We start from the raw sequence: 23,768 nt of genomic DNA on the forward strand, positions 1-23,768 counted from the left end.
TCGGTTTCTTACTTGGCCTTCTCGAGGACCTCGACGAGACGCCAGTGCTTGGTCGCGGACAGCGGACGGGTCTCCATCAGCTGCACGCGGTCACCGATGCCTGCGACGCCGTTCTCGTCGTGCGCCTTCACCTTGCTGGTGCGCCGGATGATCTTGCCGTAGAGCGGGTGCTTGACCCGGTCCTCGAGCTCGACCACGATCGTCTTCTCCATCTTGTCGGAGACGACGTATCCGGTGCGGACCTTACGGCTGCCGCGCTCTTCAGTGCTCACTGCTTTTTCCTCACTCATGCCGCGTCACCTGCGTCCGGACCGACGGCCAGCCCGAGCTCACGCTCACGCAGAACGGTGTAGATGCGCGCGATCTCGTGACGGACGGTACGCAGTCGACGGTTGTTGTCCATCTGACCCGTGGCCATCTGGAAACGAAGGTTGAACAGCTCTTCCTTCGACTCACGAAGCCGGGTGACCAGCTCTTCTTCGGTGAGCTCGCGGAGCTCTGCGGCTGGGGTTCCAGTAGCCATCAGAACTGCTCCTCCCTTGTCACGATCCGGCACTTGCACGGGAGCTTGTGCATCGCGCGACGCAGGGCCTCACGAGCGATCTCCTCATTGGGGTAGCTCATTTCGAACATCACGCGACCGGGCTTGACGTTCGCGATCCACCACTCGGGCGAACCCTTACCGGAACCCATGCGGGTTTCGGCCGGCTTCTTGGTGAGGGGGCGATCCGGGAAGATGTTGATCCAGATCTTGCCGCCACGCTTGATGTGCCGGGTCATGGCGATACGAGCGGACTCGATCTGCCGGTTGGTGATGTAGGCGGGCTCGAGAGCCTGGATGCCGTAGTCACCGAAGGTCACCTGGGTTCCACCCTTGGCGGCACCCGAACGGCTCGGATGGTGCTGCTTGCGGTGCTTGACCCGCCGTGGGATCAACATGCGTCAGCCCTCCTTCTGTTCAGTCGTAGCGGGTGCATCGGCGGTGGCGGTCGCTGCGCGGCCGGCCTCGGTGCTGGTCGCGGTGGTGCCGGTGGCACCGGAGCGACGGGGACGGCTCGGACGCTCACGCCGCGGGCGGTCGCCTGCGGGAGCAGCCACGTTGGCGGCGAGCTCACGCTTGCCACCGACGATGTCGCCCTTGTAGATCCAGACCTTCACGCCGATGCGGCCGAAGGTGGTCTTGGCCTCGTAGAGGCCGTAGTCGATGTCCGCGCGAAGCGTGTGCAGCGGCACACGGCCTTCGCGGTAGAACTCCGACCGGGACATCTCGGCGCCGCCGAGACGACCGGAGCACTGAACGCGGATTCCCTTGACGTTGGGCTGACGCATGGCCGACTGGATGGCCTTGCGCATCGCGCGACGGAAGGCGACACGGTTCGAGAGCTGCTCGGCCACACCCTGTGCGACGAGCTGAGCCTCGGCCTCGGCGTTCTTGACCTCGAGGATGTTCAGCTGGACCTGCTTGCCGGTCAGCTTCTCGAGCTCGGAACGGATGCGATCGGCTTCGGCGCCGCGGCGGCCGATGACGATGCCCGGGCGGGCGGTGTGGATGTCGACACGAACACGGTCACGCGTGCGCTCGATCTCGACCTTCGCGATGCCCGCGCGCTCCATGCCGGTGGCGAGGAGCTTACGGATCGCGACGTCTTCCTTGACGTACTCCGCGTACTGCTTGTCTGCGTACCAGCGAGACTTCCAGTCGGTGGTGATGCCGAGGCGGAAGCCGTGCGGGTTGATTTTCTGGCCCACTACTGAGCACTTCCCTTCCGGCGATTACGGGTCGATGTTCCGGTCTTCGGCAGGCTCTCCACGATCACGGTGATGTGACTGGTGCGCTTGCGGATACGGAACGCACGTCCCTGTGCACGCGGCTGGAACCGCTTGAGGGTCGCGCCCTCGTCCACGAACGCCGTGGCGACGACAAGCGTGCTCGGGTCGAGGTCGAGGTTGTTCTCGGCGTTGGCCGCTGCGGAGGCGATCACCTTGGCGACCGGCTCGCTCGCTGCCTGCGGCGCGAACTTCAGGATGTTCAGGGCGTCTTCAACCGAACGCCCGCGGACCAGGTCCACAACGCGACGCGCCTTCATCGGCGTGACGCGCACGTGGCGCGCTACTGCCTTGGCGGTCGGGTTGGCGGTTTCGGTGTTGCTCATCGCCTCTTCGCCTTCCGATCATCCTTGATGTGACCCTTGAACGTGCGGGTCGGTGCAAACTCTCCGAGCTTGTGTCCGACCATCGAGTCGGAAACGAACACGGGGACGTGCTTGCGGCCGTCGTGAACCGCAAACGTGTGGCCGATGAAGTCCGGGATGATCGTGGAACGACGGGACCAGGTCTTGATGACCTGCTTGGTTCCCTTTTCGTTCTGCACGTCCACCTTCGCGAGGAGGTGGTCATCGACGAACGGGCCCTTCTTGAGGCTGCGTGGCATCCTTCACTCCCTCCTAGCGCTTGTTCTTGCCGGTACGGCGACGACGGACAATGAGCTTGTCGCTCGCCTTGTTCTTGCGGGTGCGGCCCTCGGGCTTGCCCCACGGGCTGACCGGGTGGCGACCACCGGAGGTCTTACCCTCACCACCACCGTGCGGGTGGTCGACCGGGTTCATCACGACACCACGGACGGTCGGGCGCTTGCCCTTCCAGCGCATACGGCCGGCCTTGCCCCAGTTGATGTTCGACTGTTCGGCGTTGCCGACCTCACCGATCGAGGCGCGGCAGCGAACGTCGACTCGACGGATTTCGCCGGACGGCATACGCAGCGTGGCGTAGGTGCCTTCCTTACCGAGCAGCTGGATGCTGGATCCGGCCGAGCGGGCCATCTTCGCGCCGCCACCCGGGCGGAGTTCCACCGCGTGGATGGTCGTACCCGTCGGGATGTTGCGCAGGGGCAGGTTGTTGCCGGGCTTGATGTCGGCGCCGGCACCGGACTCGACCGGTGCACCCTGGAACAGGCCCTTGGGGGCGATGATGTAGCGCTTCTCGCCGTCCGCGTAGTGCAGCAGGGCGATACGCGCGGTGCGGTTGGGGTCGTACTCGATGTGAGCGACCTTGGCCGGCACGCCGTCCTTGTCGTTGCGACGGAAATCGATCAGCCGGTAGGCGCGCTTGTGTCCGCCACCCTTGTGCCGGGTGGTGATACGACCGTGTGCGTTACGTCCACCGCGTCCGTGGAGCGGGCGAACCAGCGACTTCTCGGGGGTCGACCGAGTGATCTCGGCGAAGTCCGAGACGCTCGAGCCACGACGGCCCGGGGTAGTCGGCTTGTACTTACGGATTGCCATGAGTCTTCTCGTCCTCTATGTCTCGTCAAGTCCCGGCGCTTACGCGACCGGTCCTCCGAAGATCTCGATGGGCTTGCTGTCGGCCGAGAGGGTCACGAGCGCGCGCTTGGTGTCCTTGCGCTTGCCGTAACCGAACCGGGTCCGCTTGCGCTTGCCCTGACGGTTGGCGGTGTTGACGCTGGTCACGGTGACGCCGAAGATCTTCTCGACGGCAATCTTGATCTGCGTCTTGTTCGAGTCCGGGTGCACCAGGAAGGTGTAGGTGCCTTCCTCGATCAGTCCGTAGGACTTCTCGGAGATGACCGGGGCGAGCAGGATGTCGCGGGGATCGGCGATGGTGCTCACTTGCCCTCCTCCTTGTTCTCTTCCTGGGCGGTCTCGGCGGGCCCGTGGATGAATGCGTTGAGCGCCTCGACGCTGAACACGACGTCATCGCTGTTGAGCACGTCGTAGGTGTTGAGCTGGTCGGGTGCGATGGGGTGCACGCCGTCCAGATTCTGGACGCTCTTCCAGGCCGCGATGTCCGCGCGTCCGACGACGAGCAGGACCTTCTTGCGATCCGAGATCTCGCCGAGGAAGGTGCGGGCGGACTTCGTGGACGGAGTCTGACCGGCGACCAGTTCGGTGATCACGTGGATGCGCTCGTTGCGGGCCCGGTCGGAGAGGGCTCCGCGCAGGGCGGCGGCCTTCATCTTCTTGGGGGTCCGCTGGCTGTAGTCGCGCGGCTGCGGGCCGTGAACGGTGCCACCGCCGGCGAACTGCGGTGCACGGGTCGAGCCCTGACGAGCGCGGCCGGTGCCCTTCTGGCGGTACGGCTTCTTGCCACCGCCGCGAACCTCGCCGCGGGTCTTGGTGGAGTGGGTGCCCTGACGTGCAGCGGCGAGCTGCGCGACGACAACCTGGTGAAGAAGCGCGATGTTGGCAGGCGCGTCGAAGATCTCCGCGGGGAGATCGACGGTGCCGTTGGTCTTGCCGCCGGCGACCTTGACGTCCAGCGTCAGCTTGGTCGTCGATGTCTCGGTGCTGGTCATGCTCGTGCACCACCCTTCACTGCACTCTTGACGATCACGAGGCCACCCTTGCGGCCGGGGATCGCACCCTTGATCAGCAGCAGGCCGTTCTCGGCGTCCACCTTGTGAACGGAGAGGTTCTGCGTCGTGATGCGGTCGCTACCCATGCGGCCGGACATGCGCATGCCCTTGAACACGCGGCCCGGAGTGGCGCAACCACCGATGGAACCGGGGCGACGGTGAACGGCCTGTGCACCGTGCGATGCACCCTGACCGGCGAAGCCGTGGCGCTTCATGGTTCCGGCGAAGCCCTTACCCTTGCTGGTTCCGGTGACGTCGACGTAGGCGCCGTCCTCGAAGACCTCGGCGGTAAGTTCCTGGCCGACCTCGTACTCCGAGGTGTCGGCAACGCGGAGCTCCACAACGTGGCGGCGCGGGGTGACGCCGGCCTTGGCGAACTGGCCGGAAGTCGGCTTGTTCACCTTGCGCGGGTCGATGGCGCCGAACGCGAGCTGCACGGCGCTGTAGCCGTCACGCTCTTCGGTACGAATCTGGGTCACGACGTTCGGTCCGGCCTTCACGACGGTGACCGGAACGACCCGGTTGTTCTCGTCGAAGACCTGGGTCATGCCGAGCTTGGTGCCCAGGATTCCCTTGATCTTGGTATCAGTCATTGTTTTTGTCTCCGCCGCGCTCACTGAATGTTGACGTCGACGCTGGCCGGAAGGTCGATGCGCATGAGCGCGTCAACCGTCTTGGGCGTCGGGTCGAGGATGTCGATAAGCCGCTTGTGAGTACGCATCTCGAAGTGCTCGCGCGAGTCCTTGTACTTGTGCGGCGAGCGGATGACGCAGTACACGTTCTTTTCGGTCGGCAACGGCACGGGTCCAACGACGCGGGCCCCGGTACGGGTCACCGTCTCGACGATCTTGCGCGCTGACGCGTCGATCGCCTCATGGTCGTAGGCCTTGAGCCTGATGCGGATCTTCTGTCCCGCCACGCTTAGTGTCCTTTTCTTGCCGCGTTTCGTAGTCCCACCCGAGTCGGGCCGAACTACCTCGTCTGCACAGTCCCTTACCTGGGCCGCAACTGTCCGAACGCTAGGCGACCGGGACACACCCGATCCGCTGCCGCTGTTCATCTGTCATGGTTCTCCGGTACACGCGGTCGGGCGTGTCGCCCTCCCACTCATTCTCCGACCCGCAACTTTTCAGCTCTTCGGGCCGGGAACGCGTACCGGATGCACTCGTTTCGAGTGCCAGTAGGTACTGCTTCCGTCTTGCATGTGGCCGCGAGCAGGTCATTCGATCTACACCGCGACGTTTCACCCCACCTGTTTCGGGCCGCAAACGATCGCGTCCCAGACAAGGCAACCCGACCAGTATGCCGTACCGGGCAGAAGAGATCAAACCGGGCTCGATCACTCTCGCCGGGCCTGAAACTTACTTTCAAGTAATATCTGGGCATGACACCCTCGAGCCCCACTTACGCCGCCTGGCAGAAGCTCCCCGACAACGCGCTCGGACACGCGTTGTTCTCCGTCGGCATGTGCATCCGCGTCCCCTACTTCGGTTCGGTGCTCCCCCGCGTCGTCGAGATGCGGCCGGGCCGTTGCGAGGTGCGGGCGCCCAAGTGGTGGGGCGTCCGCAACCACCTGGGCACGTTCCATGCGATCGCCGCGTGCAACCTCGCCGAGGCCGCCATGGGCATGCTGTCCGAGGCGACCGTGCCGTCGACCCACCGGTGGATCCCGAAGTCGATGACCGTCGACTACCTCGCCAAGGCGAACGGCCCGCTGCGCGCCGTCGCGGAACTGACAGAACTGCCGGACTTCGGCGCGATCACCGCGGGCACCGACGTGGTCGTGCCCGTGCGCATCCTCGACCGCCGGGGAGCCGAGGTGGTCCACGCCGACATCACGACGTGGGTCACCCCTGAGTAGTAAGGACAGAAGTAGACAGGGACAGAAGTAGCAGGAGCGACCGGCTACGGGTCGGCGCGCATCCGACGGGGACGCGAAAGGCGCATGTCGAAGCTCACATTCGGTCCGGCGGTCGCGGCGGCGACCCGAATTGCCCTGTGGCACTTGCTCGGATCCGGAACGTCGCGGCACAGCACGATCTTCCGGCCGGACGGGATCGATTCCACCGCGGCCGCCGGGGCCGAAGTGGTACAGACGTCCGGCATTTATCGCGGACCTGTCTCGACCCGTTACACAAGATTTCAGTCCGTGTTCCGCGGGCGGGGAGGTCTTCGCCGGTCTGCTTTGATCGCCCTCTTCGCGTGACATACTCGAGGACATGCCAGCACCTGACACCGCCGTTCTTGTCGAGGGAATCGAGAAATCCTTCGGAGACGTAGCAGCGTTGCGGGGTGTCAGCTTCGAGGTGCCCCGCGGCACGGTGCTGGGCATCCTGGGCCCCAACGGCGCTGGGAAGACCACCACCGTCAACGTGCTGTCGACGTTGCTGCGCCCCGATGCGGGCCGCGCATTCGTCGCCGGGCACGACGTGGTCGAGGAGTCGGCCGACGTCCGTCGCAGCATCATGATGACGGGTCAGTACGCCGCACTGGACGAGTCGCTGACCGGGCGCGAGAATCTCGTGCTGTTCGGCCGGCTGATGGGCCTGCCCAAGGCGTCCGCGAAATCGCGCGCGCAGGATCTGCTGACGCAGTTCGATCTGCTCGACGCGGGTGACCGGAAGGTGTCCGGGTATTCCGGCGGTATGCGCCGGCGCGTCGACATCGCCTGCGGCCTCGTGATCCGTCCCGAGGTCGTGTTCCTCGACGAGCCGACCACCGGCCTCGACCCTCGCAGCCGCCAGGGCGTGTGGTCCCTGGTGTCCGCGCTGAAGGAGCAGGGCATCACGATCCTGCTGACGACGCAGTACCTCGAGGAGGCCGACCTCCTCAGCGACAACATCGTCGTGATCGACAAGGGCACCGTGATCGCCGAGGGCACGGCGGACGAGTTGAAGGCCCGGACCGGCGGAAGCTACTGCGAGGTCGTCCCGGTCAGCCTCGACGACCTGCCACGCGTCCGGGAGATCCTCACGAGCCTGTGCCCACCCGGCCGGGTCATCGAGGAAGGCACCGACCGGTTGTCGATTCCCGCCGAGCACGGCGCCCAGACCCTTGCCGAGGTTCTTCGCCGACTCGACCTCGCCGGGGTCACACTCGCCGACATCGCCCTGCGGCGCCCGTCCCTCGACGACGTGTTCCTCTCACTTACCGGCCACGTCCGCGTCGACGAGAGCCTGCCGTCGTGACGGCGCCCGCCCAGCTCGGATTCGAGCGCACCCTCGAAGGTAAGCACCGGCGGCCGCACCCGTCGAGCGTCCAGCAGTGGATTGCGCTGTCCCAGCGGAATCTGCACACGATGTGGGTGTTCGGCCAGTTCTTCATCGCAGTGCTGGCGCCGTTGATCTTCACCATCGGCTTCTATCTGCCGCTGCGTCTGGTGATGAAGTTCCAGGGCATCGACTACGCACAGTTCGTCATGCCGATCATCGTCCTGCAGGCGATGGCGTTCACCGCGATCTCGGCGGCACACCGCGCGGCCACCGAGGCGTCGAACGGCATGAATTCCCGGTTCCAGACGATGCCGGTCAAGGCGGCGGTCCCCCTGACGGCGCGCATGACCGCGTGCCTCGTGCACTCGACGATCTCACTCGTCGCCGCGATCGGCTACGGATACGCGATCGGCTTCCGGTTCTCCGGCGGACTGGGGATGACCGCGGCGTTCTGCGGGCTGGCGATGCTGATCGGGTTCACCCTCACGACGGGCGCCGACGCCCTCGGCACCCTCACCCGCAGTCCCGAGGTCACCAGTCAGGCGCTGACGCTCCCCCAGCTGATCCTCGGCATGTTCTCCTCCGGTTTCGTTCCGGTGACGCAGTTCCCCGAGTGGGCGCAGGGCTTCGTGCGCAATCAGCCCATCTCGCAGTTCTCCACGTCCATGCGTGCCATGACGGATGGCACCATCACGTTCCACCAGCTGACACCCACCCTGTTGTGGTGCGGCGGGCTGGCGCTGGTCTTCATTCCGTTGTCGATCTGGTCGAATGTGAGGCGCGGATGACCACCGAGTACCGATCCGACTCACCGGCGACGGTGACGTTTCCGGAGGTGATCGAACCCCACCCGGAGAACTCTCTCACCGCGCTGTTCTCGCACAGCCTGCTGCAGACCAAGCGCCTTCTGCTTCGCTGGGCCCGGGACCCGTACACGATGCTGCAGGCGATCGTGTACCCGGCGTTGATGTTGCTGATGTTCTGGGCGGTGCTCGGGATTTCGATCACCAAGGCCACCGGCGTGAACAGTGTCTTCGGGACCGTTCCGATGATCACGCTCGTCGGCGCGATGTTCGGTTCCATCGCGGGCGGTCTGTCATTGAAGAAGGAATGGGCGGACGGGCTCCTGAGCCGTTTCTGGGTGCTGCCCGTGCACCGCGCGTCGGGCCTGCTCAGCCGTCTCATGGCCGAATCCGTGCGGATCGTGCTCACCACCGTGCTGATCATCGCGGTCGGTTTCGCCATCGGGTTCCGGTTCAACCAGGGCATTCTCGCCGGCATCGCCCTGATGTTGCTGCCGCTGCTGTTCGGGGTGAGTTTCGCGACGATGGTGACGGCCCTCGCGGTCAACGCGGCGAAGGCGCCACTCGTCGAGATTCTCTCCCTGCTGTGCACCCTCCTGCTGTTCTTCAACTCCGGGTTCGTGCCCACCGGCGCCTATCCCACCTGGCTCCAGCCGTTCGTCGAGAACCAGCCGATGTCCTGCGCGATCGACGCGATGAAGGGACTGTCGATGGGCGGTCCCGTCGCGGAACCTCTGCTGAAGACGATCGCGTGGTCGGTCGGCGGTCTGCTGATCTTCACCTACCCCGCGGTGCGCGGTTACCGCCGGGCCGCGGGCAACCCGGCGTAGCAACCGGTCTAACGCGGGGTGTGCCCCGTCAGCGGGGGTTCGATGACCAGCGGATCGTCCGCGGCGGGTGGGCCGTAGACACCGCCGTTCCTGGTCGCGTTCTCCTGCCCGCGGTCGTCGGGTCGAGGGACGTTCACGGCGCCCCGCTGCTCGAGATACTGCTGCGACTGGCAGGTCCAGTCCAGCGCGGGCGTGCTCGGTTCCGCCTCGGTCACCAGACGGCGTGGGGCGTCGTACACGCACATCGGCCCCTGCGTTCCGACGAGGAGAAGGTCGGCGAGGCCGCCCTTCTCGATCGACGCGATCTTCGATAGTGCGCCGGGCATGATGGTCAGGCCGTACTCGAGGGAGGGGGTCCGGTCGCCGACGATCTCGGTGGGGAGAACCAGATTCGCCATCAGGGCGCCCAGGGAGTCGCGGTTTCCCGACAGCAGTGCGTCCAGGCTGGCCATCGTCTGCGGCGAGCGCCCGAGCAGGTCGACGAGTGCGGAGTCGTGGGCCCGCAACTGCTCGAGCACGCTGCGGGCGGTGCTCGCCGACTCGGGGAGGGCCGCGGTGAGTCCGTCCACCGTGTCCAGGAGCGGAATGCCCTTGTTCACGATGGTCGACAGTGCGTCGGTGCGGGTTTCGAGGGTCCGGGCGATCTCGGCGGAACCGTCGAGCATGTTCTGCAGGTCGGGTCCCGTGCCCCCGAAGGCGGTGCCGAACGTGTCCGCGAGCGAGGACAGGGCGGTGACGTCCATCGAGTTCACGAGGTCCGTCGTCTGGACGAGGGTCACGTCGAGCGATCGCGGAATCCCCTCCTGCGGGACGTCGATGAGGGCCCCGTCCGCGAGGTACGGCGGATCCGCGCTGCCCGGCATGATGTCGAGCGCCTGGATACCGATCGCGTTCTCGGTGGTGATCTTCGCGGTCGACCCGGCGGACACCTGTGTGCCGGGGTGCAGTTCGATGCCGAGGACGATGCCCGTCCCCTCCTCGTTCACGTCGACGGAGCTGATCCTTCCCACTCCGACTCCGCGGTAGTTGACGGATGCACCCTGCGCGAGACCGGCGGCGTGGTCGAGCCGGGCCGTCAGGTGAATGGGGTTTCCGAACGTGTCCGGCCCGGTGACGTACCGCAGCCCGAACAGGATCGCGGCGACCGAGATGACGAGGAACAACACCAGCTGCGCCACGACGTGGCGTGTCATCATCGGACGCCTCCGCCGAGTACCTCGGGCAACGTGCGGGCTTCGGGCACCTCGAGCGGGGCCGAGCCGGTGAGCAGCTTCGCGATGACGGCGGTGACGTCGAACGTTCCGTCGAATGTCGTGTAGTCACCGGGTGTGGCGGCGGCGAATCCGCCGAGGAACGTCGCCACCGAGTTCAGGGTGGGGGCGAGTTCCGACTCGAAGCCGTCGAGGGCGGCGAGCACGGTCCCGGCGTCGCTGATCTCGGTCGACAGTGCGGATCCGGCACTGCCGAGGACGCGTTGCGCCTCACGGCTGAGCCGGGAGGCCTCCCCCATCAGCGCCGTGATCTGATCTCGTTGCGACACCAGGAGATCCAGCACCGGCGCCAGATCGGTCATCGCGCGGTCGAGGACCGGCTGCCCGGCGGCGAGTTCCGCCGCGAACGCATGGGACGCCACCATCGCCCGGTCGAGTTCGTCCCAGTGGTCGTCGACGACGCCCAGCGTGTCGTTCAGCATGTCCGCAAGTTCCCGGATTTTGTCGGAGCGGCCGGTGAAGGCGGCGGTCAATTCGTTCATGATGGCGTGTATCTGGTCGATGCCGCTGCCGTTGAGCACCGTGGCCAGGGCGGCCAGCCCGCTTTCGATGTCGGGGCCGCGCGACGTCTGCGCCGGCGGGAGCACGTCGCCCTCGCTCATCGGTGCGCCGGCCGCATCCGCGACGTCGAGTCGGATGAAAGGATTGCCGAGGGCCGTGGGCAATTCGATGCGTGCCGTCGCGTCCCGCGGAATCGGGACGTCGTCGCGGATCCGCATCTCGACCTCCGCGGTGAAATCCCGGGTCGACACGTCCGAGACACGGCCCACCACTTCCTGTCCCACCCGGACCTCGGCGCCGGGCACGACACGATCGACGCCGTCGAACTGCGCGGTGATTTCGTAGGACGGACCGTCCGGTGAGCGGCCGACCGACAGTTCCTGCAGGCTCAGCGAACAACCGGCGGCGGCCAGCGTCGCGCCGACGATCAGCGCCGCCGTCAGCGACGTCGTTCTGGTGCGGATCGTCATCGTCCTCCGACCATGTGTTCGCGCAGCCCGAACGGGTCGGACATGCTGGGCGGAAACTGAATCGGGTTGGTGATTCCCGCTCCCCGGCAGAGGATCGGATCCACCACCGCGCAGAGCGGGGACGTCGGCTCGGCCTGCGCCAGGTTGGTGGAGATGTTCAACCGGATGCGGGCACGCTGGTCGGGAGTGACCGCGCGCTGGATGTTGTCGATCAGCAACGGCACCAGGTCCATGATCTCGGCGAGGTCGGTGTCGTGCCGCTGCAGCACTTCGCTCACCCCCGCCAGATCGTCGATGCCGGCGGCGATGTCGCCGCCCCGGGCGGACACGAGGTGGTCGATCTGATTCAGCAAGGCGGACAGCTGGTTCACCGTGTCGCCGATCGCGAACTGCTGCCCGGCGAATTCGTCTCCGATGGCGGTGAGCGACCCGGCGAGGGAGTCGACCTGCGCCTGACGCGCCGAGATCGTGTCGACGAGTATCTCGAGGTTGTCGACGAGCGCTCCGACGTCCGCGCTGTTTCCCGCGATCACCGAACTCGCCTGCGACAGTGTGCGGATGGCGTCGTTCATCGCGGGACCGAGCCCGTCCGTGGACGCCGCGGCTGCCGAGATCGCGGCGCCGGCGTCGCCGCCGTCGGGGCCGAGGGTCTTGACGACGGTGTCGACGCTGTCCATCAACTGGTCCCAGGTGATGGGCGAATGACTGCGTTCGCGGGGAATGGTCTGCCCGCTCTCCAGCACCGGACCGCCGGTGTACGCGGGACCGAGTTCGACGAAACGCTCCCCGATCGCGGAGGACACCAGCACGTACGCGTGCGCATCGGCGGGCACCACGACGTCGGACGCGATCGACATCGTGACCGTCACCACCCCGCCCCGCGGTTCGACGGACCCGACGGTGCCGACGGGCACGCCGAGCACGGTCACCTCGGTGCCGGGGAACACGCCGTTGACGTAGGCGAATTCGGAATGAATCACGGTGGAGGAGGTGCGGAAGATCAGCAGCCACCCGGCCACGACGATCGCCACCACGAGGACGAGCACGCCGCCGATCCCGACGACCCGGCGTGCGGTTCCCGCGTTCACGAGCATCCCGTGATCAGTCCGACGACGCAGAGCAGGTTGTCGGCGATCACGGCCGACGGCGCCGACACGTCGGCCCAGTCACCGTTTCCGGTCGCGTTGACGAGCGCCCTCGCCGCCGGTGCACCCGTGGTGAGCAGTGCGTCGAGGTTGGCGAGGTTCGCGTCGAGTCGCTCCGTCACCTGCCGCGCGTTCGCGAGCAGTGAGTCGAGTTCGGCGGTGTTCTCCCCCAGGAACTGGGACGCCTGCGCGATCAGGGCCTGGAGATCGTCGACCATCCGGCGGATCGCCTCGCGCCGGGTGGCGAGCGTGTTCATCACGACGTCGGCGTTGCCGAGCAGGGTGGTCAGCTGATCCTGCTGACCGACCAGCACGTCGGTGAGGGTTCGCGAGCTGTCGAGCAGTTGCGTGACCTGATCCGCGTTCTTCGCCAGGATCGCGGACGCCGCACTCACCCCGGACAGTGCCTCCCGGTTGAGGGTCGCGTCCTGCGGCACCGTGTCCGTCACGACGGTGAGCATCTTCTGCAGTCCGCCGAGGTCGAGGTCGTCCGCCGTCTCGAGCGCGGACGAGCCGATGTCGTCGAGCGAGTACGGAACGCTGGTGCGGCTCAGGGGAATCACTCCGTCGTCGCCCAGGTCGCCGGGCCCCGACGGTGACACGTCAAGATACCGCTTGCCGAGGATGGTCGACAGTTTGACGCCCGCGGACGTCGTCGACCCGAGGTGACGCGCGCCGTCGAGCCGGAAGTGGACGACCACGTGATCGCCCGCCAGGTCCACCGCGGTCACCCGGCCGGCGGGCACCCCGGCCACGTACACGTAGTCGGAATCGGTCAGGCCTGCGGCGTTCGCGAGTTCGGCGGTGTAACCGTCGGTTCGCACACTGAAGCTCACCCGCGGGATCACGAGAACCAGGGCCAGCGCCAGCGTCGCGGCGATGATTCCCACGATTCCGACGATCAACGGGTTGACGGGCCGCACCCGCTGGTTTCCGGCCAGCGCGTCCCAGACGTCGCGCACCGTGTCGGTGACACTCATTGGCAGTACCTCGAATGCAGGTCGGGACCGAGGGCGCCTTCGCGACCGTCGACGTTGACGATGAACGTGCACAGGTAGATGTTGAGCCAGGAACCATAGGAGCCCGAGCGGTCGACGGAAGCAAAGAATTGCGGCATGGCCACCATCAGGTGATCGAATTCCGGGTCGGCACCGACCATCGCCCCCGTCAGCGATTCGAGTCGGTTCACCGTGCGGCCGAGTTCCGGAACCCGCCCGTCGACGATCTGCAGCGCCGAGCGGCTCACCGCCGCACTCTGATCGAGGGTGTCCATGAGAACCTCGTTGTTCTCGGCGAGCATCCCGCTGAACTGGGTGAGGCTGTCGACGAGGTGGGACAGTTCCGGACCGCGGGCCGCCGCCGTTCCCACCACCACCTCGAGGTTCGCGATGAGATCAGCGATCAGCTGATCGTGATTCGCGAGGGTGCCGGTGACGTCCGCGACCCGGCGCAGCAGCGTTTCCATGCTCGTCTTCCGGCCGTCGAACACGGCGACGACTTCGGTGGCGAGTTCGTTGACCTGCTTCGGGTCGATCGCGTCGAACAGCGGCTTGAATCCGTTGAAGAGACTCGTGAGATCGAGTGCGGGCGACGTCCGGTCGAGCGGAATCGTGTCGCCCTCCGCGAGGGTGCCCTCCTCGCCCGACGAACCGGCCGCGAGATCGAGATACCGGATCCCGAGCAGGTCGCCGTATCGGATCGCGACTGTCGTGCCGGCAGGCAGAGTCTGATCGCGCTGCACCTCGAAATTTACCAGGGCGGTGGCGCTTCCGGCGTCGCCGTCGACGATGTCGACCGAAGCCACCCGTCCCACCCGCACACCGGCGATGGTGACGTCGCTGCCGGCAGTCACCCCCTGGGCGTCGGTGAACAACGCCTTGTACGCGACGGTCGGTCCCTCCACCGGCACCCGCAGTGTGTTCACCACGAGGACCGCGGAGAGAATTCCGAAGACGGCGAAGACCGCCAGTTTGATTGCCGAGTTCCGGACGCTCATCCTCCGCCACCGCCCCCGCAGTTCGGTCCGTTCAGGCCGGGGTACCGCGGGCAGTCGGACGAGCTGTAGGGCCGCGGGTTCGACAGGTCGGCGGCGACCCGCACCGCGAACGTACCGGTGGAGAAGACGGCGGCGCCGGCGTCACCGAACGGACCCGCCTCGTCCAGCGTCGCCCGCAGCAGGTCGGACTTGCCGGCCATGGTGCCCAGGGTCGGTGAGACATTCAGTGCCACCGCGATCATGTTGTCCGCGTTCTGCTCCAGGACGTCGCCGGAGTTCCTCGTCACGACGAGGGAGGCGGCGAGGAAACCGGTGAAGCTGCCGGTGTTCTCGACGAGGGTGTTCGACAGCGACACCGCCGCGTCCATGCTTGCGAGGACGTCGGGTGCGGCCGTCGCCAGCTGTTCGCTGATCCGTGCGATCTGCGGCGCGCGCTCCGCGAGGGAGTCGACGAGAGGCGCGGTCGACTGCGCCACCGTGTGGAGGCTGTCGATGGTGTGCCCCAATTGTTCGCCGCGCCCGCGCAATGCGTCGGCGACGGCGCTGAGCGCGGCCTGCATCTGCTCGGGCTTCACCCGGGACACCAGGTCATAGACCTTCGAGTACAGGTCGTACATCTGGACGGTCTCGGCCGACGTGTCGGGTTGCAGCCGGGCACCGGCCTCGAGCCGCGCACCGCCGGTTCCCGCGGTGGACACCAGCTCGACGGTCTGGTCGCCGAACAACGTGCGGGGCACCACCCGCACCTGGACGGACGCCGGGATGCGCTGTATCTGTTCCGGGCGGAGACTGATGTCCATGCCCGTCTCGTCCTGTCCGGGGTCGACGCTCGACACGGTGCCGACGGTCGCGCCGTTGTACGACACCGTGGTGTGCGCCTTCACCGCACCGGCGTCCGCCGGAAGCGTCGCCGTCACCACGGGGTCGGTGACGATCGCACCGGTGCCGAAACCGACCAGCAGCGCCGATCCGACGGCCAGGACCGCCACTCCGATCACACCCCGCACCGCGAGGGCACCGTTGCCCGGACCTCCCGGGCGGCCGCGCATCACGGCAACCCCAGAGCGGGGGCGGAGGGGACGAGACCCCACAGGGTGAGCGTCAGCAGCAGGTCGACGATGCCGATGGCGAGGATGCTGGTACGCAGCGCGCGCCCGGCCGCCCGGCCGACGCCCTCGGGCCCGCCGTAGGCGTGATACCCGTACGAGCAGTGCACGAGCGCGATGATCGTCGCGAACACAACCGCCTTCACGAACGAGTACGCGACGTCGGTGGGCGTGAGCATGAGGTGGAAGTAGTAGTCATAGGTTCCGGCCGATTGCCCGCTGAACGTGACGATCACCAGTCGCGAAGCCAAATAGGACGACAGCAGCCCGACGACGTACAGCGGCACCACACAGACCAGGCACGAGACCAGCCTGGTGCTCGCGAGGAACGGCAGCGACGGGATCGCCATCGCGTCCAGCGCGCTGATCTCCTCCGAGATGCGCATGGCGCCGAGCTGTGCGGTGAACCCCGTCCCGACCTTCGCGGCGAGCGCGATGCTGGCGATGACGGGCGCGAGTTCGCGGGTGTTGAGGATCGCGGACAGGAGCCCGGACAGCGACCCCATTCCGAGCAGGTCCAGTCCGCGCAACCCCTCGATGCCCACCTGCGTCGCCGCGACCGCGGACATCGCGAAGACGACTCCGATCGCTCCGCCGCCGGCGAGCAGGGTCGCACCACCGAAACTGATGTCGCCGATCTGCCGCATGATGTGCCGCCAGTACTTTACGACCGCGAGGGGGACGCCTGCGACCACGCTGCCGTAGAACGTGAATTCCCGGCCCAGTCCCGTCATCAGTTCGAGGGGCTGCCGGACCCTGGACCGCACCCAGTGTGCTGCGGGCGATCGGGTACTCACGACCATCAGTAACCACCTACGGGGACGACGAGAACGGAATAGAGCTGACTGAGCACGGTGTTGACGATGAACACGAGGATGAAGGCGAGCACGACGGCCTCGTTCACGGCGTCGGCGACACCGCTGGGTCCGCCTTTGGCGTGCAGCCCTTTGAAGCTGGCGACGAGCGCCGACGTCACCGCGAACGCCATCGACTTGACGAGGGCGACCACGAAATCCGACAGCCGCGTGTACTGGGACAGTGCCGCGAGAAAACTTCCCGCCGAACTGTTCTGGACGACCACCTGGAAAAGGAAGCACGCCGACACTCCGACGGCGGTGACCATGGCGCAGAGTGCGACGCCGACCAGCACCGCGGCGAGCACCCGCGGAACCACGAGCCGCTCGATCACATCGAGTCCGAGGACCTCCATGGCCTCGACCTCTTCGCGGATCGTGCGCGAGCCGAGGTCCGCGCAGATCGCGGACCCGCCCACCCCGGCCAGCATCAGCGCACAGACCAGCGCGGACGCCTGCCCGACGATCACGAACCCGACGACCGCCCCCGTGTACCCCTCGGCGCCGAGCTGACCGGCGAGGCTGCCGATCGTGACGGCGATGAGGACTCCGATGGGGATCATCAGCAGCAGGGCCGGCGCCGACGTAACCGAGGCGATCCGCCAGGCCTGGTCCAGCAGTTCCCGCCAGGCCAGTTTGCGCCGCACCAGAACTCGGACGGCGGCCACCGTGGTCGCGATCGAGAACCCGATGAGCGCACCGACTTCGTTGGCGAAATGGCTGACGGGCCCTTTGGCGGGTGGCAGCTGGAATGTCACGCGGTCCTCCCCCGGTGCCGGTCACCTGCGATCGGTGACCGGCGTCGAGCAGTATGGGAATCGGGGTCAGACGACCGCGACGTCGTGTGCGCCGTGGGCTTTTCGAAGCTCACCCTTGACGACCTTGCCGCTGGCATTCCGGGGGAGGGCGTCGACGACGACGACGTCTTTCGGATGCTTGTAACGGGCCAGTTTGTCTTCGAGCCACGCGGCGAGTTCGTCGACCGTCAGATCGTCGCCGTCGTCGTCGAGCGCCACGATCGCCACGGGCACCTCGGTCCACTTGGGGTGGGGCCTGCCGACCACGGCGGCCTCCCGGATCCTCGGATGCCCGAACAGGACGTTCTCCACCTCGGCGCAGTAGATGTTCTCGCCGCCGGAGATAATCATGTCCTTCTTGCGATCCACCACGTAGACGAAGCCTTCCTCGTCCTGCCGCACCAGGTCGCCCGAGTGGAACCACCCGCCGGCGAACGCGTCCGCCGTCGCGGCCGGGTTCTGCCAGTAGCCCTGCATCATGGTCGGGCCGCGGTACACGATCTCGCCCACGGTGCCGGGGGCGACGTCGTTCATCTCGTCGTCGACGATCCGCGTCTGGATGGTCGGGACGGGCTTGCCCACCGAGCCCAGCTTGCGGATCGCGTCGTCGCCGTCGAGCACGCACGTGATCGGGGACATCTCGGTCTGCCCGAACACCGCCACGACGAGAGCCTTCGGGAAAGTCTCCGCCATGGCGCGCAGGACGGTGTCCGATGCGGGTGCGGCACCCCAGCTGATGACGCGGAGGGCGAGGTCGCGGCCCGCGGCAGTGGGGTCGGCGCAAACGGCCTGCCACTGCACCGGAACGAGGAACGCCGTGGTGATGCGCTCGCGCTCCCACACGTCGAGCATCTCGGCAGGGTCGAACGCCTTGAGGGGGTTGATCACGGTCGTCGCGCCGAGCATCAGCATCGGGGCCACCGAACCGAGGGCGGCGACGTGGAACACCGGGGACGCGAGGAACCCGACGTCGTCGCCCCTGTCGTAGCGCATCGCCCGGATGCAGGTGATGGACTGCCCGACCATGTTCGAGTGCGACAGCACCGCACCCTTGGGTGTTCCGGTCGTGCCGGAGGTGTAGAGGATGAGCGACGGCGTGTCCTCCGGCAGGTCGACGGGGGCGAAGGCGGGACCGTCTTCCGCGACGAGGTCCTCGTAACCGAGAACGTCGCCCTCGGTCTCCGCGCCCATGACGATCGCGAGGCCGAGATCGGGAACATCTTGCCGCACAGCGGAAACGAGAGGCGCGAGCGCGGGCTCGGTGACGACGGCTCGTGCGCCCGAGTCCCGTGCGATGAAGGCGACCTCGGGCGGTGTCAGCCGGAAGTTGACCGGGACCGCGATCGCGCCCAGCGCGTTGATCGCGAGCACCGCCTCGAAGAATTCGGTGCGGTTGAGCGTGAGCAGCAGGACGCGGTCGCCGAAGTTCACCCCGCGCCGGGACAGCGCCGCCGCGAGGGCCTGCGAACGCTCGTGCAGTTCGCGCCAGGACGTGCTCTGCCCGAGATGGCGGAACGCGGGATGGCCGGGCTTCGTCCGGGCGTGGGTGGCAACCCAGTTGTTCCAGTGGTTGCGGCGGGATTGCAGTGGCTGCGTGAGCGTCTCGCTACGTGATGACATGTGGTGGTGGTCCCTTCGCTGTACTCGAGTTCGCCCCTCGGCCCCACACGGAGGCTGTGACGAGTATTACAGATGTCGACGTCTATCGGAACGGTCTTGTTAACCACAATTCGCATCAGCTGCCGAAGTTCGGAGCACGTTTCGTGAGCATGGCCGTGACCCCCTCGGCGAAGTCCGGCGACTGGAGCAATTCGGTCTGGCCGGCCTTCTCGCGGCCCAGCGCCGAGTCCAGTTCCGTCAGCGTGGTCGCCGTGAGAGCCTGCTTGGTCAGCGCGATGGCCCTGGCCCTGGCCCTGCCGATCGAGGCGGCGATCAGCGCGCTGCGGCGGCGCCTCCCGGCCGCCCGCTGCGGCCGCCGCCGCGAGATCCGCGCCGGTGCAGAATGCCGCGCCCGCACCCGAGAGGACGACGACGCGGACGGCAGGATCCGCCGGCGCGCCTTCGAGCACGTCGCCGAGTGCGGTCATGTGTGCCAGATCGAGTGCATTCATCCGGTCGGGCCGATCGATCGTGATCCGGAGGATCCCGCCGTCCACGACCACCCGGAGACCGTCGGCTGCGACGGCGGGGACGGTCGACAGTTGCCGTGGTGCACTCATGACGCCAGCTACCTCCGAGGGAATCGACCTGCGAGGCCGGGGGAAGGCGGGCGACGGAAGAAGCCATCGTCGCACGCGAATTGCTGTTAACTTATTAGTGTCGTTCGGTACGTGTCAATACCTCTCGGAACACTTTTCGTACTGTCTTACTGGCGATTCATCGAGACGCCGGGCGAACACTCCAGCGCAGGGTGACCATCCGAGGCTCGTCGGTGCGGGAGTCTCGGTTAAGATGACCGGCAGAGGAATTGGCAGACGACTGCCCACTACTGGAGGTGACCGTGGCCCGGACCAGCACGGCGGCCGGTGCCGCGACCGACCGGCCGATCCGCCGCCGCCCCAAGAATCGCAAGGCCCAGATCGCGAACGTCGCAGCCGAAGCCTTCAGCGAGCGCGGCTACCATGCGGTCGGTGTCGACGAGATCGCTGCCACCATCGGCATTTCCGGTCCCGCCCTGTACCGGCACTATCCCAACAAGTACGCGCTGTTCGTCCACGCGGCGACGACGACGGCCGACGCGCTCCAGGCAACCGCGGACGGCGCACGGGGCGGCGTCGCCGACCTCGAGCCCGGAGACCGACTCGACCATCTGATCTCCGCGCTCGTCGCAATCAGCATCGAGAACCGCAAGGTCGCCGGGCTCTACCGCTGGGAGGGCCGGTACCTCGAGGCCGACGATCGCACCCGCATCCGCGACGTCTTCGTGCACGTCACGCAGTGCGTGGCCGCGCCGCTGCGCGAGATTCGCCCCGAACTCACCGCCGTCGACGCGACGACGCTGGGGGCGTCGACACTGAGCGTGATGGCGAGCATCAGCGCACATCGCACCACCCTCGCGACGCGCCGACTCGACGCGCTTCTGAAGTCTGCCTGTGAATCGATCCTGCGCGCGACACTGCCTCCCGCCGTCCCGACCGAAGGAGAGAACGCAGGCGCAGGTGCGGTGCGCGGCCTGGCCGTGACGTCCAAGCGTGAATTGCTCATCAACGAGGCCGTCAAGATCTTCGACCGGCACGGCTACCACGACTCGAGCATCGAAGAGATCGGCGCCGCGGCCGGCATCAACGCGTCGAGCGTGTACCGCCACTTCCCCAGCAAGGCAGATCTTCTCGCAGCGGTGTTCTACCGCGCGTCCGACCGGCTGGCCGTAGCCACCTCGGCGGCCTTGTCCGCCGCCACCGGCCCCGAAGATGCGCTCCGCAAACTCGCCGAGTCGTACCTGGAACTCTCGTTCGGGAACCCGGAAGTGCTGTCGGTCTACTTCGCGGAGATCGGGAACCTCCCGAAGAACGAGCGCACCAATCTCCGCAACGTGCAGCGCCTGCACGTCGAGGAATGGGTCCACCTGGTGACCGCCGTGCGGTCCGAACTCTCGGCGCCGGAGGCACGGTTTCTGGTGCACGCGGCGCTGGGGCTGGTTCTCGACATCGGCCGACTGGTCCACTTCGACACCCGCGAGGAGTCGCGTGCCCGGCTCCACACCCTGATGACGGCCGTGCTGCTGGGTCACTGAGCGTGTGTCCCTGGGCGAATCGCCCAGGGACACAGTTCTCATGCTGCCCGCCGGCGGGCTCCTCGTTGCTTGTCGTTGTCCGCGCCGAGGTCACGGGGGCGGTAGCCCACCGGGTATCCGGGGTAGGTCCGGTTGCGCGGATCGCGTGCGGCCTTCGATTCGCGGCGCGGTGGCAGGAGGCGCACGAAACGCGCCCGGATCCGCAGCGCACGTCGGGACGCGTTCTGCAGCCAGCGCGGGGCTGCGGGAAATCCGAACGCCGCCAGCATCATCGGGTCGAGGAGCGCGTAGACCCCCATTGCGACGAGCGGCCGGAGTGCCGCCGGAAACCAGGAGCAGAACAGCGTCAGCGTGTACGTGCCGACCCGATGGTTATCGTCGGTGTACCGGAAGTGTGTCCGCTCGTACTCGGCCTTGAACCGGTAGAAGTCCTCGAAGGTCTCGGGGATGTTCCTGATCCCCATGCGAACCCCCACCTGACGGTAGAAGTGGAAGCACGCAAGACGCTCGTTCGGGGTGAGCCGCCGCCACCCGAACCGGTCGATCCAGTCGATCGGCTCGTAGATGAAGGTGGTCAGCACGTACAGCATGTCGTCGTTGTCGATGTCGTACTTGCCGTGCATGCGGTTCACGACGCGCAGTGATTCGACGCCGCGTTCGGAGTCGTAGCCGTGTTCGACGAGTTCGGCCATCAGCAACGCGGTGTCGTCGTATCGCTTCTGCGGCCGCTTCTCGAACTCGCCGGTGCGCTGCAGCAGTTCCGAAATCGTGGGGACGCAATACGTTCGGAACAGTGCGAACTCGAGGGACCGCTGGTAGTCCCACGGAAACTCGTAGCCGGCAGTGATGCGGTGGATCTCCTCGTGGTCCCTGACCGGGTCGAGTTCCTCGATCCGGCGCTGCCAGCCGTGCCTGCCCCGTGGAACCCCGCCCGGCGCACCGGTGCCGGTGCGCATGGTCTTCGTCAGCATGTGGATGCCCTCCCGCGATCAGCGTCCGTGTCGGTTCTTCAACATCCAGGCGGAAATCTTCATGTCCCGCGACTTGCGCTGCATGGTGAGCAGGTTCAGCGGAGCCGCGAACTTCTGCCGGGCGATGGATTTGACCCGGCTGAATTCACGCAGACCGTCCGCGCCGTGGATGCGGCCGAAGCCCGAATCTCCGACACCGCCGAACGGCAGCGCCGCCACGCCGGCGAACCCGAGCACCGAACCGATCGTCACGACACCGGCCCTGAGCTTTTCCGCAGCCTGCATCGCCTTCGTCGCGTCCTTGGTGAAGATGGATGCGCCGAGACCGAACGTGGTGCCGTTGGCCAACGCGACCGCCTCGTCGAGGCTGGCGACCTTGTTGATGACGACCGTGGGGCCGAACGTCTCCTCGCGGATCGCGGTGCTGTCCTCGGGAACGCCGGTCAGCACGATGGGCCCGACGTACCCGTCCGCGATGGAGTCGAGTCCGCCGACCACCGCGGATCCACCCTTGTCGAGTGCGTCCTGGACGTGGCTGCGAACCACGTCGGACTGGCTGGTCATCGTCATGGGGCCGTACGCCGCGTCCCGTGGCCCCGGGCGCAGGACCTTCGATTTCTCGGCGACCAGCCGGACGAACTCGTCGTAGACGGAGTCGACGACGTAGATGCGCTCGACGCCCGCGCACGTCTGTCCGGCGTTGCCCATCGCCCCGAACACGGCGAACCCGGCCGCCTCGTCCAGGTTCGCGTCGGCGTCGACGAGCATGGCGTCCTTGCCTCCCGCCTCGACGACCAGCGGCGTGAGCGTTTCGGCGCAGGCAGCCATGACGCGCTTGCCGGTGGCGGCGGACCCGGTGAAGGCGATCTTGTCGACGCCGGCGGAGACGAGGGCGGAACCTGTCGACCCGTCGCCGGTGACCACCTGCAGGACAGGCTGATTGGGAATGAGTGCCTTCCACTTGTCGGCGAGCCACACCGCGACCCCGGGGGTCAGTTCACTGGGTTTGAAGACGACGGTGTTGCCCGCTGCCAGCGCGTAGGAGATGGAGCCCATCGGCGTGTAGACGGGGTAGTTCCACGGCCCGATCACACCGACCACACCCATCGGCTCGTACCCGACGCTGCTGGCCTGGTTCGCGCTGACCAGACCGGAGGGCACCTTGCGCCGCTTCAGGACCTTGCCCGCGTTCTTCGCCGCCCAGTCGAGATGCTCGATGGCGAGCATCACCTCGAGCAGCGCGTCGTCGTAGGGCTTGCCGGTCTCGGCGGCGACGAGTGCGGCGAGTTGCTCGCCGTCCCGTGCCATCGACTTCTTCCAGTCCAGGAGCCATTGTTTGCGGCCGTCGAAGCCGAGGGCGTTCCACCACTGCGCGGCCGACCGGGCCGCGTCGACGGCGGCGCGCACCTCCCGCTCCCCCTCGATCGGGTACTCGGCCAGGACGGTGCCGTCGCGCGGGTCCAGGGACGCGAACGTCTTCGGCGCCGGCTCCGCCGGCCCCGTCGGAGCCGTGGGCTGAGCGCCTGCCGTCGTCTCGGTCGTCTCCGCCTGCTGTGGCATGGTCGATATCCTCCCTCGAGATCACATCAAATATATGTGATGTGATGTAATGTAGTGGACATCACAGTATGCGGCTGACCCCATCGCGGCAAGCCCCACACAGTCACCCCCGGCCGGCCTGTTCGCCGCCCGCATCACCCACGAGGA

The 23,768-nt window shown here is 67.0% G+C and carries 27 protein-coding genes and 1 pseudogene; 5 read left to right on the plus strand and 23 right to left on the minus strand.

The window, feature by feature from the left end; translation table 11 throughout:
* Positions 1 to 8: 8 nt before the first annotated feature.
* The 11 genes from rpsQ to rpsJ are packed head-to-tail and all read right to left on the minus strand — an operon-like array spanning position 9 to position 5,291.
* The gene (rpsQ, locus tag BLV94_RS13680) at positions 9 to 290 is read right to left on the minus strand and encodes a 30S ribosomal protein S17 (protein WP_005239638.1); all 282 of its coding nucleotides are present in this window, start codon (positions 288 to 290) and stop codon (positions 9 to 11) included.
* A complete protein-coding gene (gene rpmC, locus BLV94_RS13685; protein ID WP_005239637.1) occupies positions 287 to 523 on the minus strand; it encodes a 50S ribosomal protein L29 in 237 nt (78 codons plus the stop codon). Before rpmC ends, rpsQ begins: the two co-directional genes overlap by 4 nt.
* Positions 523 to 939 (minus strand): 50S ribosomal protein L16, encoded by a 417-nt coding sequence (gene rplP / locus BLV94_RS13690; protein ID WP_005239636.1) that lies wholly within the window; start codon positions 937 to 939, stop codon positions 523 to 525. The genes rpmC and rplP overlap by 1 nt, the downstream gene beginning before the upstream one ends.
* 3 nt (positions 940 to 942) lie before the next feature.
* Positions 943 to 1,749, minus strand: coding sequence for a 30S ribosomal protein S3 (gene rpsC / locus BLV94_RS13695; RefSeq protein ID WP_005239635.1), 807 nt, complete (start codon positions 1,747 to 1,749; stop codon positions 943 to 945).
* Positions 1,749 to 2,153, minus strand: a complete 405-nt coding sequence (gene rplV, locus BLV94_RS13700; protein ID WP_005239634.1) for a 50S ribosomal protein L22 — start codon at positions 2,151 to 2,153, stop codon at positions 1,749 to 1,751. Before rplV ends, rpsC begins: the two co-directional genes overlap by 1 nt.
* The gene (rpsS, locus tag BLV94_RS13705; RefSeq protein WP_003940820.1) at positions 2,150 to 2,431 is read right to left on the minus strand and encodes a 30S ribosomal protein S19; all 282 of its coding nucleotides are present in this window, start codon (positions 2,429 to 2,431) and stop codon (positions 2,150 to 2,152) included. Before rpsS ends, rplV begins: the two co-directional genes overlap by 4 nt.
* A gap of 13 nt (positions 2,432 to 2,444) precedes the next feature.
* Positions 2,445 to 3,281, minus strand: coding sequence for a 50S ribosomal protein L2 (gene rplB, locus BLV94_RS13710; protein ID WP_015889918.1), 837 nt, complete (start codon positions 3,279 to 3,281; stop codon positions 2,445 to 2,447).
* Between the two features lie 39 nt (positions 3,282 to 3,320).
* Positions 3,321 to 3,626, minus strand: coding sequence for a 50S ribosomal protein L23 (rplW, locus tag BLV94_RS13715; RefSeq protein ID WP_005239632.1), 306 nt, complete (start codon positions 3,624 to 3,626; stop codon positions 3,321 to 3,323).
* A complete protein-coding gene (rplD, locus tag BLV94_RS13720; protein WP_072945699.1) occupies positions 3,623 to 4,312 on the minus strand; it encodes a 50S ribosomal protein L4 in 690 nt (229 codons plus the stop codon). Before rplD ends, rplW begins: the two co-directional genes overlap by 4 nt.
* Positions 4,309 to 4,965, minus strand: a complete 657-nt coding sequence (gene rplC / locus BLV94_RS13725; RefSeq protein WP_009479366.1) for a 50S ribosomal protein L3 — start codon at positions 4,963 to 4,965, stop codon at positions 4,309 to 4,311. The genes rplD and rplC overlap by 4 nt, the downstream gene beginning before the upstream one ends.
* Positions 4,966 to 4,985: 20 nt before the next feature.
* Positions 4,986 to 5,291 (minus strand): 30S ribosomal protein S10, encoded by a 306-nt coding sequence (gene rpsJ, locus BLV94_RS13730; protein WP_003938093.1) that lies wholly within the window; start codon positions 5,289 to 5,291, stop codon positions 4,986 to 4,988.
* Positions 5,292 to 5,756: 465 nt separating this feature from the next.
* Here rpsJ and BLV94_RS13735 point away from each other — a divergent pair, with 465 nt between their 5' ends.
* The 4 genes from BLV94_RS13735 to BLV94_RS13755 all read left to right on the plus strand — a co-directional run bounded on the left by BLV94_RS13735 (position 5,757) and on the right by BLV94_RS13755 (position 9,217).
* Positions 5,757 to 6,233 carry a hotdog fold domain-containing protein gene (locus BLV94_RS13735; RefSeq protein WP_072945697.1) on the plus strand — a complete coding sequence of 159 codons (477 nt, stop codon included), beginning with the start codon at positions 5,757 to 5,759 and terminating at the stop codon, positions 6,231 to 6,233.
* Between the two features lie 358 nt (positions 6,234 to 6,591).
* A complete protein-coding gene (locus BLV94_RS13745; RefSeq protein ID WP_072945692.1) occupies positions 6,592 to 7,560 on the plus strand; it encodes an ATP-binding cassette domain-containing protein in 969 nt (322 codons plus the stop codon).
* Positions 7,557 to 8,372 (plus strand): ABC transporter permease, encoded by an 816-nt coding sequence (locus BLV94_RS13750; protein ID WP_072945690.1) that lies wholly within the window; start codon positions 7,557 to 7,559, stop codon positions 8,370 to 8,372. Before BLV94_RS13745 ends, BLV94_RS13750 begins: the two co-directional genes overlap by 4 nt.
* Positions 8,369 to 9,217: an ABC transporter permease gene (locus tag BLV94_RS13755; protein WP_072945688.1), complete on the plus strand. Its 849-nt coding sequence runs from the start codon at positions 8,369 to 8,371 to the stop codon at positions 9,215 to 9,217. The genes BLV94_RS13750 and BLV94_RS13755 overlap by 4 nt, the downstream gene beginning before the upstream one ends.
* An 8-nt stretch (positions 9,218 to 9,225) precedes the next feature.
* On the opposite strand, the gene BLV94_RS13760 is transcribed toward BLV94_RS13755, so the two are convergent.
* The 10 genes and pseudogenes from BLV94_RS13760 to BLV94_RS13805 all read right to left on the minus strand — a co-directional run bounded on the left by BLV94_RS13760 (position 9,226) and on the right by BLV94_RS13805 (position 19,576).
* Positions 9,226 to 10,413 carry an MlaD family protein gene (locus tag BLV94_RS13760; protein ID WP_072945686.1) on the minus strand — a complete coding sequence of 396 codons (1,188 nt, stop codon included), beginning with the start codon at positions 10,411 to 10,413 and terminating at the stop codon, positions 9,226 to 9,228.
* A complete protein-coding gene (locus BLV94_RS13765; RefSeq protein ID WP_072945684.1) occupies positions 10,410 to 11,459 on the minus strand; it encodes an MCE family protein in 1,050 nt (349 codons plus the stop codon). The genes BLV94_RS13760 and BLV94_RS13765 overlap by 4 nt, the downstream gene beginning before the upstream one ends.
* The gene (locus BLV94_RS13770) at positions 11,456 to 12,553 is read right to left on the minus strand and encodes an MCE family protein (RefSeq protein ID WP_072945681.1); all 1,098 of its coding nucleotides are present in this window, start codon (positions 12,551 to 12,553) and stop codon (positions 11,456 to 11,458) included. The genes BLV94_RS13765 and BLV94_RS13770 overlap by 4 nt, the downstream gene beginning before the upstream one ends.
* Complete coding sequence (locus BLV94_RS13775; RefSeq protein ID WP_072945679.1) at positions 12,544 to 13,584, minus strand: MCE family protein; 1,041 nt, start codon at positions 13,582 to 13,584, stop codon at positions 12,544 to 12,546. The genes BLV94_RS13770 and BLV94_RS13775 overlap by 10 nt, the downstream gene beginning before the upstream one ends.
* Positions 13,581 to 14,600, minus strand: a complete 1,020-nt coding sequence (locus BLV94_RS13780; protein ID WP_072945677.1) for an MCE family protein — start codon at positions 14,598 to 14,600, stop codon at positions 13,581 to 13,583. The genes BLV94_RS13775 and BLV94_RS13780 overlap by 4 nt, the downstream gene beginning before the upstream one ends.
* Positions 14,597 to 15,649, minus strand: a complete 1,053-nt coding sequence (locus BLV94_RS13785) for an MCE family protein (RefSeq protein ID WP_072945676.1) — start codon at positions 15,647 to 15,649, stop codon at positions 14,597 to 14,599. The genes BLV94_RS13780 and BLV94_RS13785 overlap by 4 nt, the downstream gene beginning before the upstream one ends.
* On the minus strand, positions 15,649 to 16,509 hold the full coding sequence (locus tag BLV94_RS13790) for an MlaE family ABC transporter permease (RefSeq protein WP_072945675.1): 861 nt from the start codon (positions 16,507 to 16,509) through the stop codon (positions 15,649 to 15,651). The genes BLV94_RS13785 and BLV94_RS13790 overlap by 1 nt, the downstream gene beginning before the upstream one ends.
* A complete protein-coding gene (locus BLV94_RS13795) occupies positions 16,509 to 17,318 on the minus strand; it encodes an MlaE family ABC transporter permease (RefSeq protein ID WP_072945674.1) in 810 nt (269 codons plus the stop codon). Before BLV94_RS13795 ends, BLV94_RS13790 begins: the two co-directional genes overlap by 1 nt.
* A gap of 66 nt (positions 17,319 to 17,384) precedes the next feature.
* Positions 17,385 to 18,977, minus strand: coding sequence for a fatty-acid--CoA ligase FadD5 (fadD5, locus tag BLV94_RS13800; protein ID WP_072945673.1), 1,593 nt, complete (start codon positions 18,975 to 18,977; stop codon positions 17,385 to 17,387).
* A 115-nt stretch (positions 18,978 to 19,092) separates the two neighbouring features.
* Positions 19,093 to 19,576, minus strand: a pseudogene (locus tag BLV94_RS13805) (enoyl-CoA hydratase-related protein).
* Between the two features lie 275 nt (positions 19,577 to 19,851).
* Here BLV94_RS13805 and BLV94_RS13810 point away from each other — a divergent pair.
* Positions 19,852 to 21,090: a TetR/AcrR family transcriptional regulator gene (locus tag BLV94_RS13810; RefSeq protein WP_072945672.1), complete on the plus strand. Its 1,239-nt coding sequence runs from the start codon at positions 19,852 to 19,854 to the stop codon at positions 21,088 to 21,090.
* 38 nt (positions 21,091 to 21,128) lie between these two features.
* Here the strand turns inward: BLV94_RS13810 and BLV94_RS13815 are convergent, their stop codons facing one another.
* Together BLV94_RS13815 and BLV94_RS13820 are read right to left on the minus strand one after the other, a co-directional pair.
* Positions 21,129 to 22,061: an oxygenase MpaB family protein gene (locus BLV94_RS13815; protein WP_072945671.1), complete on the minus strand. Its 933-nt coding sequence runs from the start codon at positions 22,059 to 22,061 to the stop codon at positions 21,129 to 21,131.
* Between the two features lie 18 nt (positions 22,062 to 22,079).
* Positions 22,080 to 23,621: an aldehyde dehydrogenase family protein gene (locus BLV94_RS13820; protein WP_072945669.1), complete on the minus strand. Its 1,542-nt coding sequence runs from the start codon at positions 23,619 to 23,621 to the stop codon at positions 22,080 to 22,082.
* Positions 23,622 to 23,768 lie beyond the last annotated feature (147 nt).

The sequence above is a fragment of the Rhodococcus koreensis genome (assembly GCF_900105905.1).
GTDB classification, from domain to species: Bacteria; Actinomycetota; Actinomycetes; order Mycobacteriales; family Mycobacteriaceae; genus Rhodococcus_F; species Rhodococcus_F koreensis.

Coding starts and splice junctions, on each gene's coding strand:
- rpsQ (WP_005239638.1), bottom strand. CDS start 290: ATGAGTGAGGAAAAAGCAGTGAGCACTGAAGAGCGCGGCAGCCGTAAG.
- rpmC (WP_005239637.1), bottom strand. CDS start 523: ATGGCTACTGGAACCCCAGCCGCAGAGCTCCGCGAGCTCACCGAAGAA.
- rplP (WP_005239636.1), bottom strand. CDS start 939: ATGTTGATCCCACGGCGGGTCAAGCACCGCAAGCAGCACCATCCGAGC.
- rplV (WP_005239634.1), bottom strand. CDS start 2,153: ATGAGCAACACCGAAACCGCCAACCCGACCGCCAAGGCAGTAGCGCGC.
- rpsS (WP_003940820.1), bottom strand. CDS start 2,431: ATGCCACGCAGCCTCAAGAAGGGCCCGTTCGTCGATGACCACCTCCTC.
- rplB (WP_015889918.1), bottom strand. CDS start 3,281: ATGGCAATCCGTAAGTACAAGCCGACTACCCCGGGCCGTCGTGGCTCG.
- rplD (WP_072945699.1), bottom strand. CDS start 4,312: ATGACCAGCACCGAGACATCGACGACCAAGCTGACGCTGGACGTCAAG.
- rplC (WP_009479366.1), bottom strand. CDS start 4,965: ATGACTGATACCAAGATCAAGGGAATCCTGGGCACCAAGCTCGGCATG.
- BLV94_RS13735 (WP_072945697.1), top strand. CDS start 5,757: ATGACACCCTCGAGCCCCACTTACGCCGCCTGGCAGAAGCTCCCCGAC.
- BLV94_RS13745 (WP_072945692.1), top strand. CDS start 6,592: ATGCCAGCACCTGACACCGCCGTTCTTGTCGAGGGAATCGAGAAATCC.
- BLV94_RS13755 (WP_072945688.1), top strand. CDS start 8,369: ATGACCACCGAGTACCGATCCGACTCACCGGCGACGGTGACGTTTCCG.
- BLV94_RS13760 (WP_072945686.1), bottom strand. CDS start 10,413: ATGATGACACGCCACGTCGTGGCGCAGCTGGTGTTGTTCCTCGTCATC.
- BLV94_RS13765 (WP_072945684.1), bottom strand. CDS start 11,459: ATGACGATCCGCACCAGAACGACGTCGCTGACGGCGGCGCTGATCGTC.
- BLV94_RS13770 (WP_072945681.1), bottom strand. CDS start 12,553: ATGCTCGTGAACGCGGGAACCGCACGCCGGGTCGTCGGGATCGGCGGC.
- BLV94_RS13775 (WP_072945679.1), bottom strand. CDS start 13,584: ATGAGTGTCACCGACACGGTGCGCGACGTCTGGGACGCGCTGGCCGGA.
- BLV94_RS13780 (WP_072945677.1), bottom strand. CDS start 14,600: ATGAGCGTCCGGAACTCGGCAATCAAACTGGCGGTCTTCGCCGTCTTC.
- BLV94_RS13785 (WP_072945676.1), bottom strand. CDS start 15,649: ATGCGCGGCCGCCCGGGAGGTCCGGGCAACGGTGCCCTCGCGGTGCGG.
- BLV94_RS13790 (WP_072945675.1), bottom strand. CDS start 16,509: ATGGTCGTGAGTACCCGATCGCCCGCAGCACACTGGGTGCGGTCCAGG.
- fadD5 (WP_072945673.1), bottom strand. CDS start 18,977: ATGTCATCACGTAGCGAGACGCTCACGCAGCCACTGCAATCCCGCCGC.
- BLV94_RS13815 (WP_072945671.1), bottom strand. CDS start 22,061: ATGCTGACGAAGACCATGCGCACCGGCACCGGTGCGCCGGGCGGGGTT.
- BLV94_RS13820 (WP_072945669.1), bottom strand. CDS start 23,621: ATGCCACAGCAGGCGGAGACGACCGAGACGACGGCAGGCGCTCAGCCC.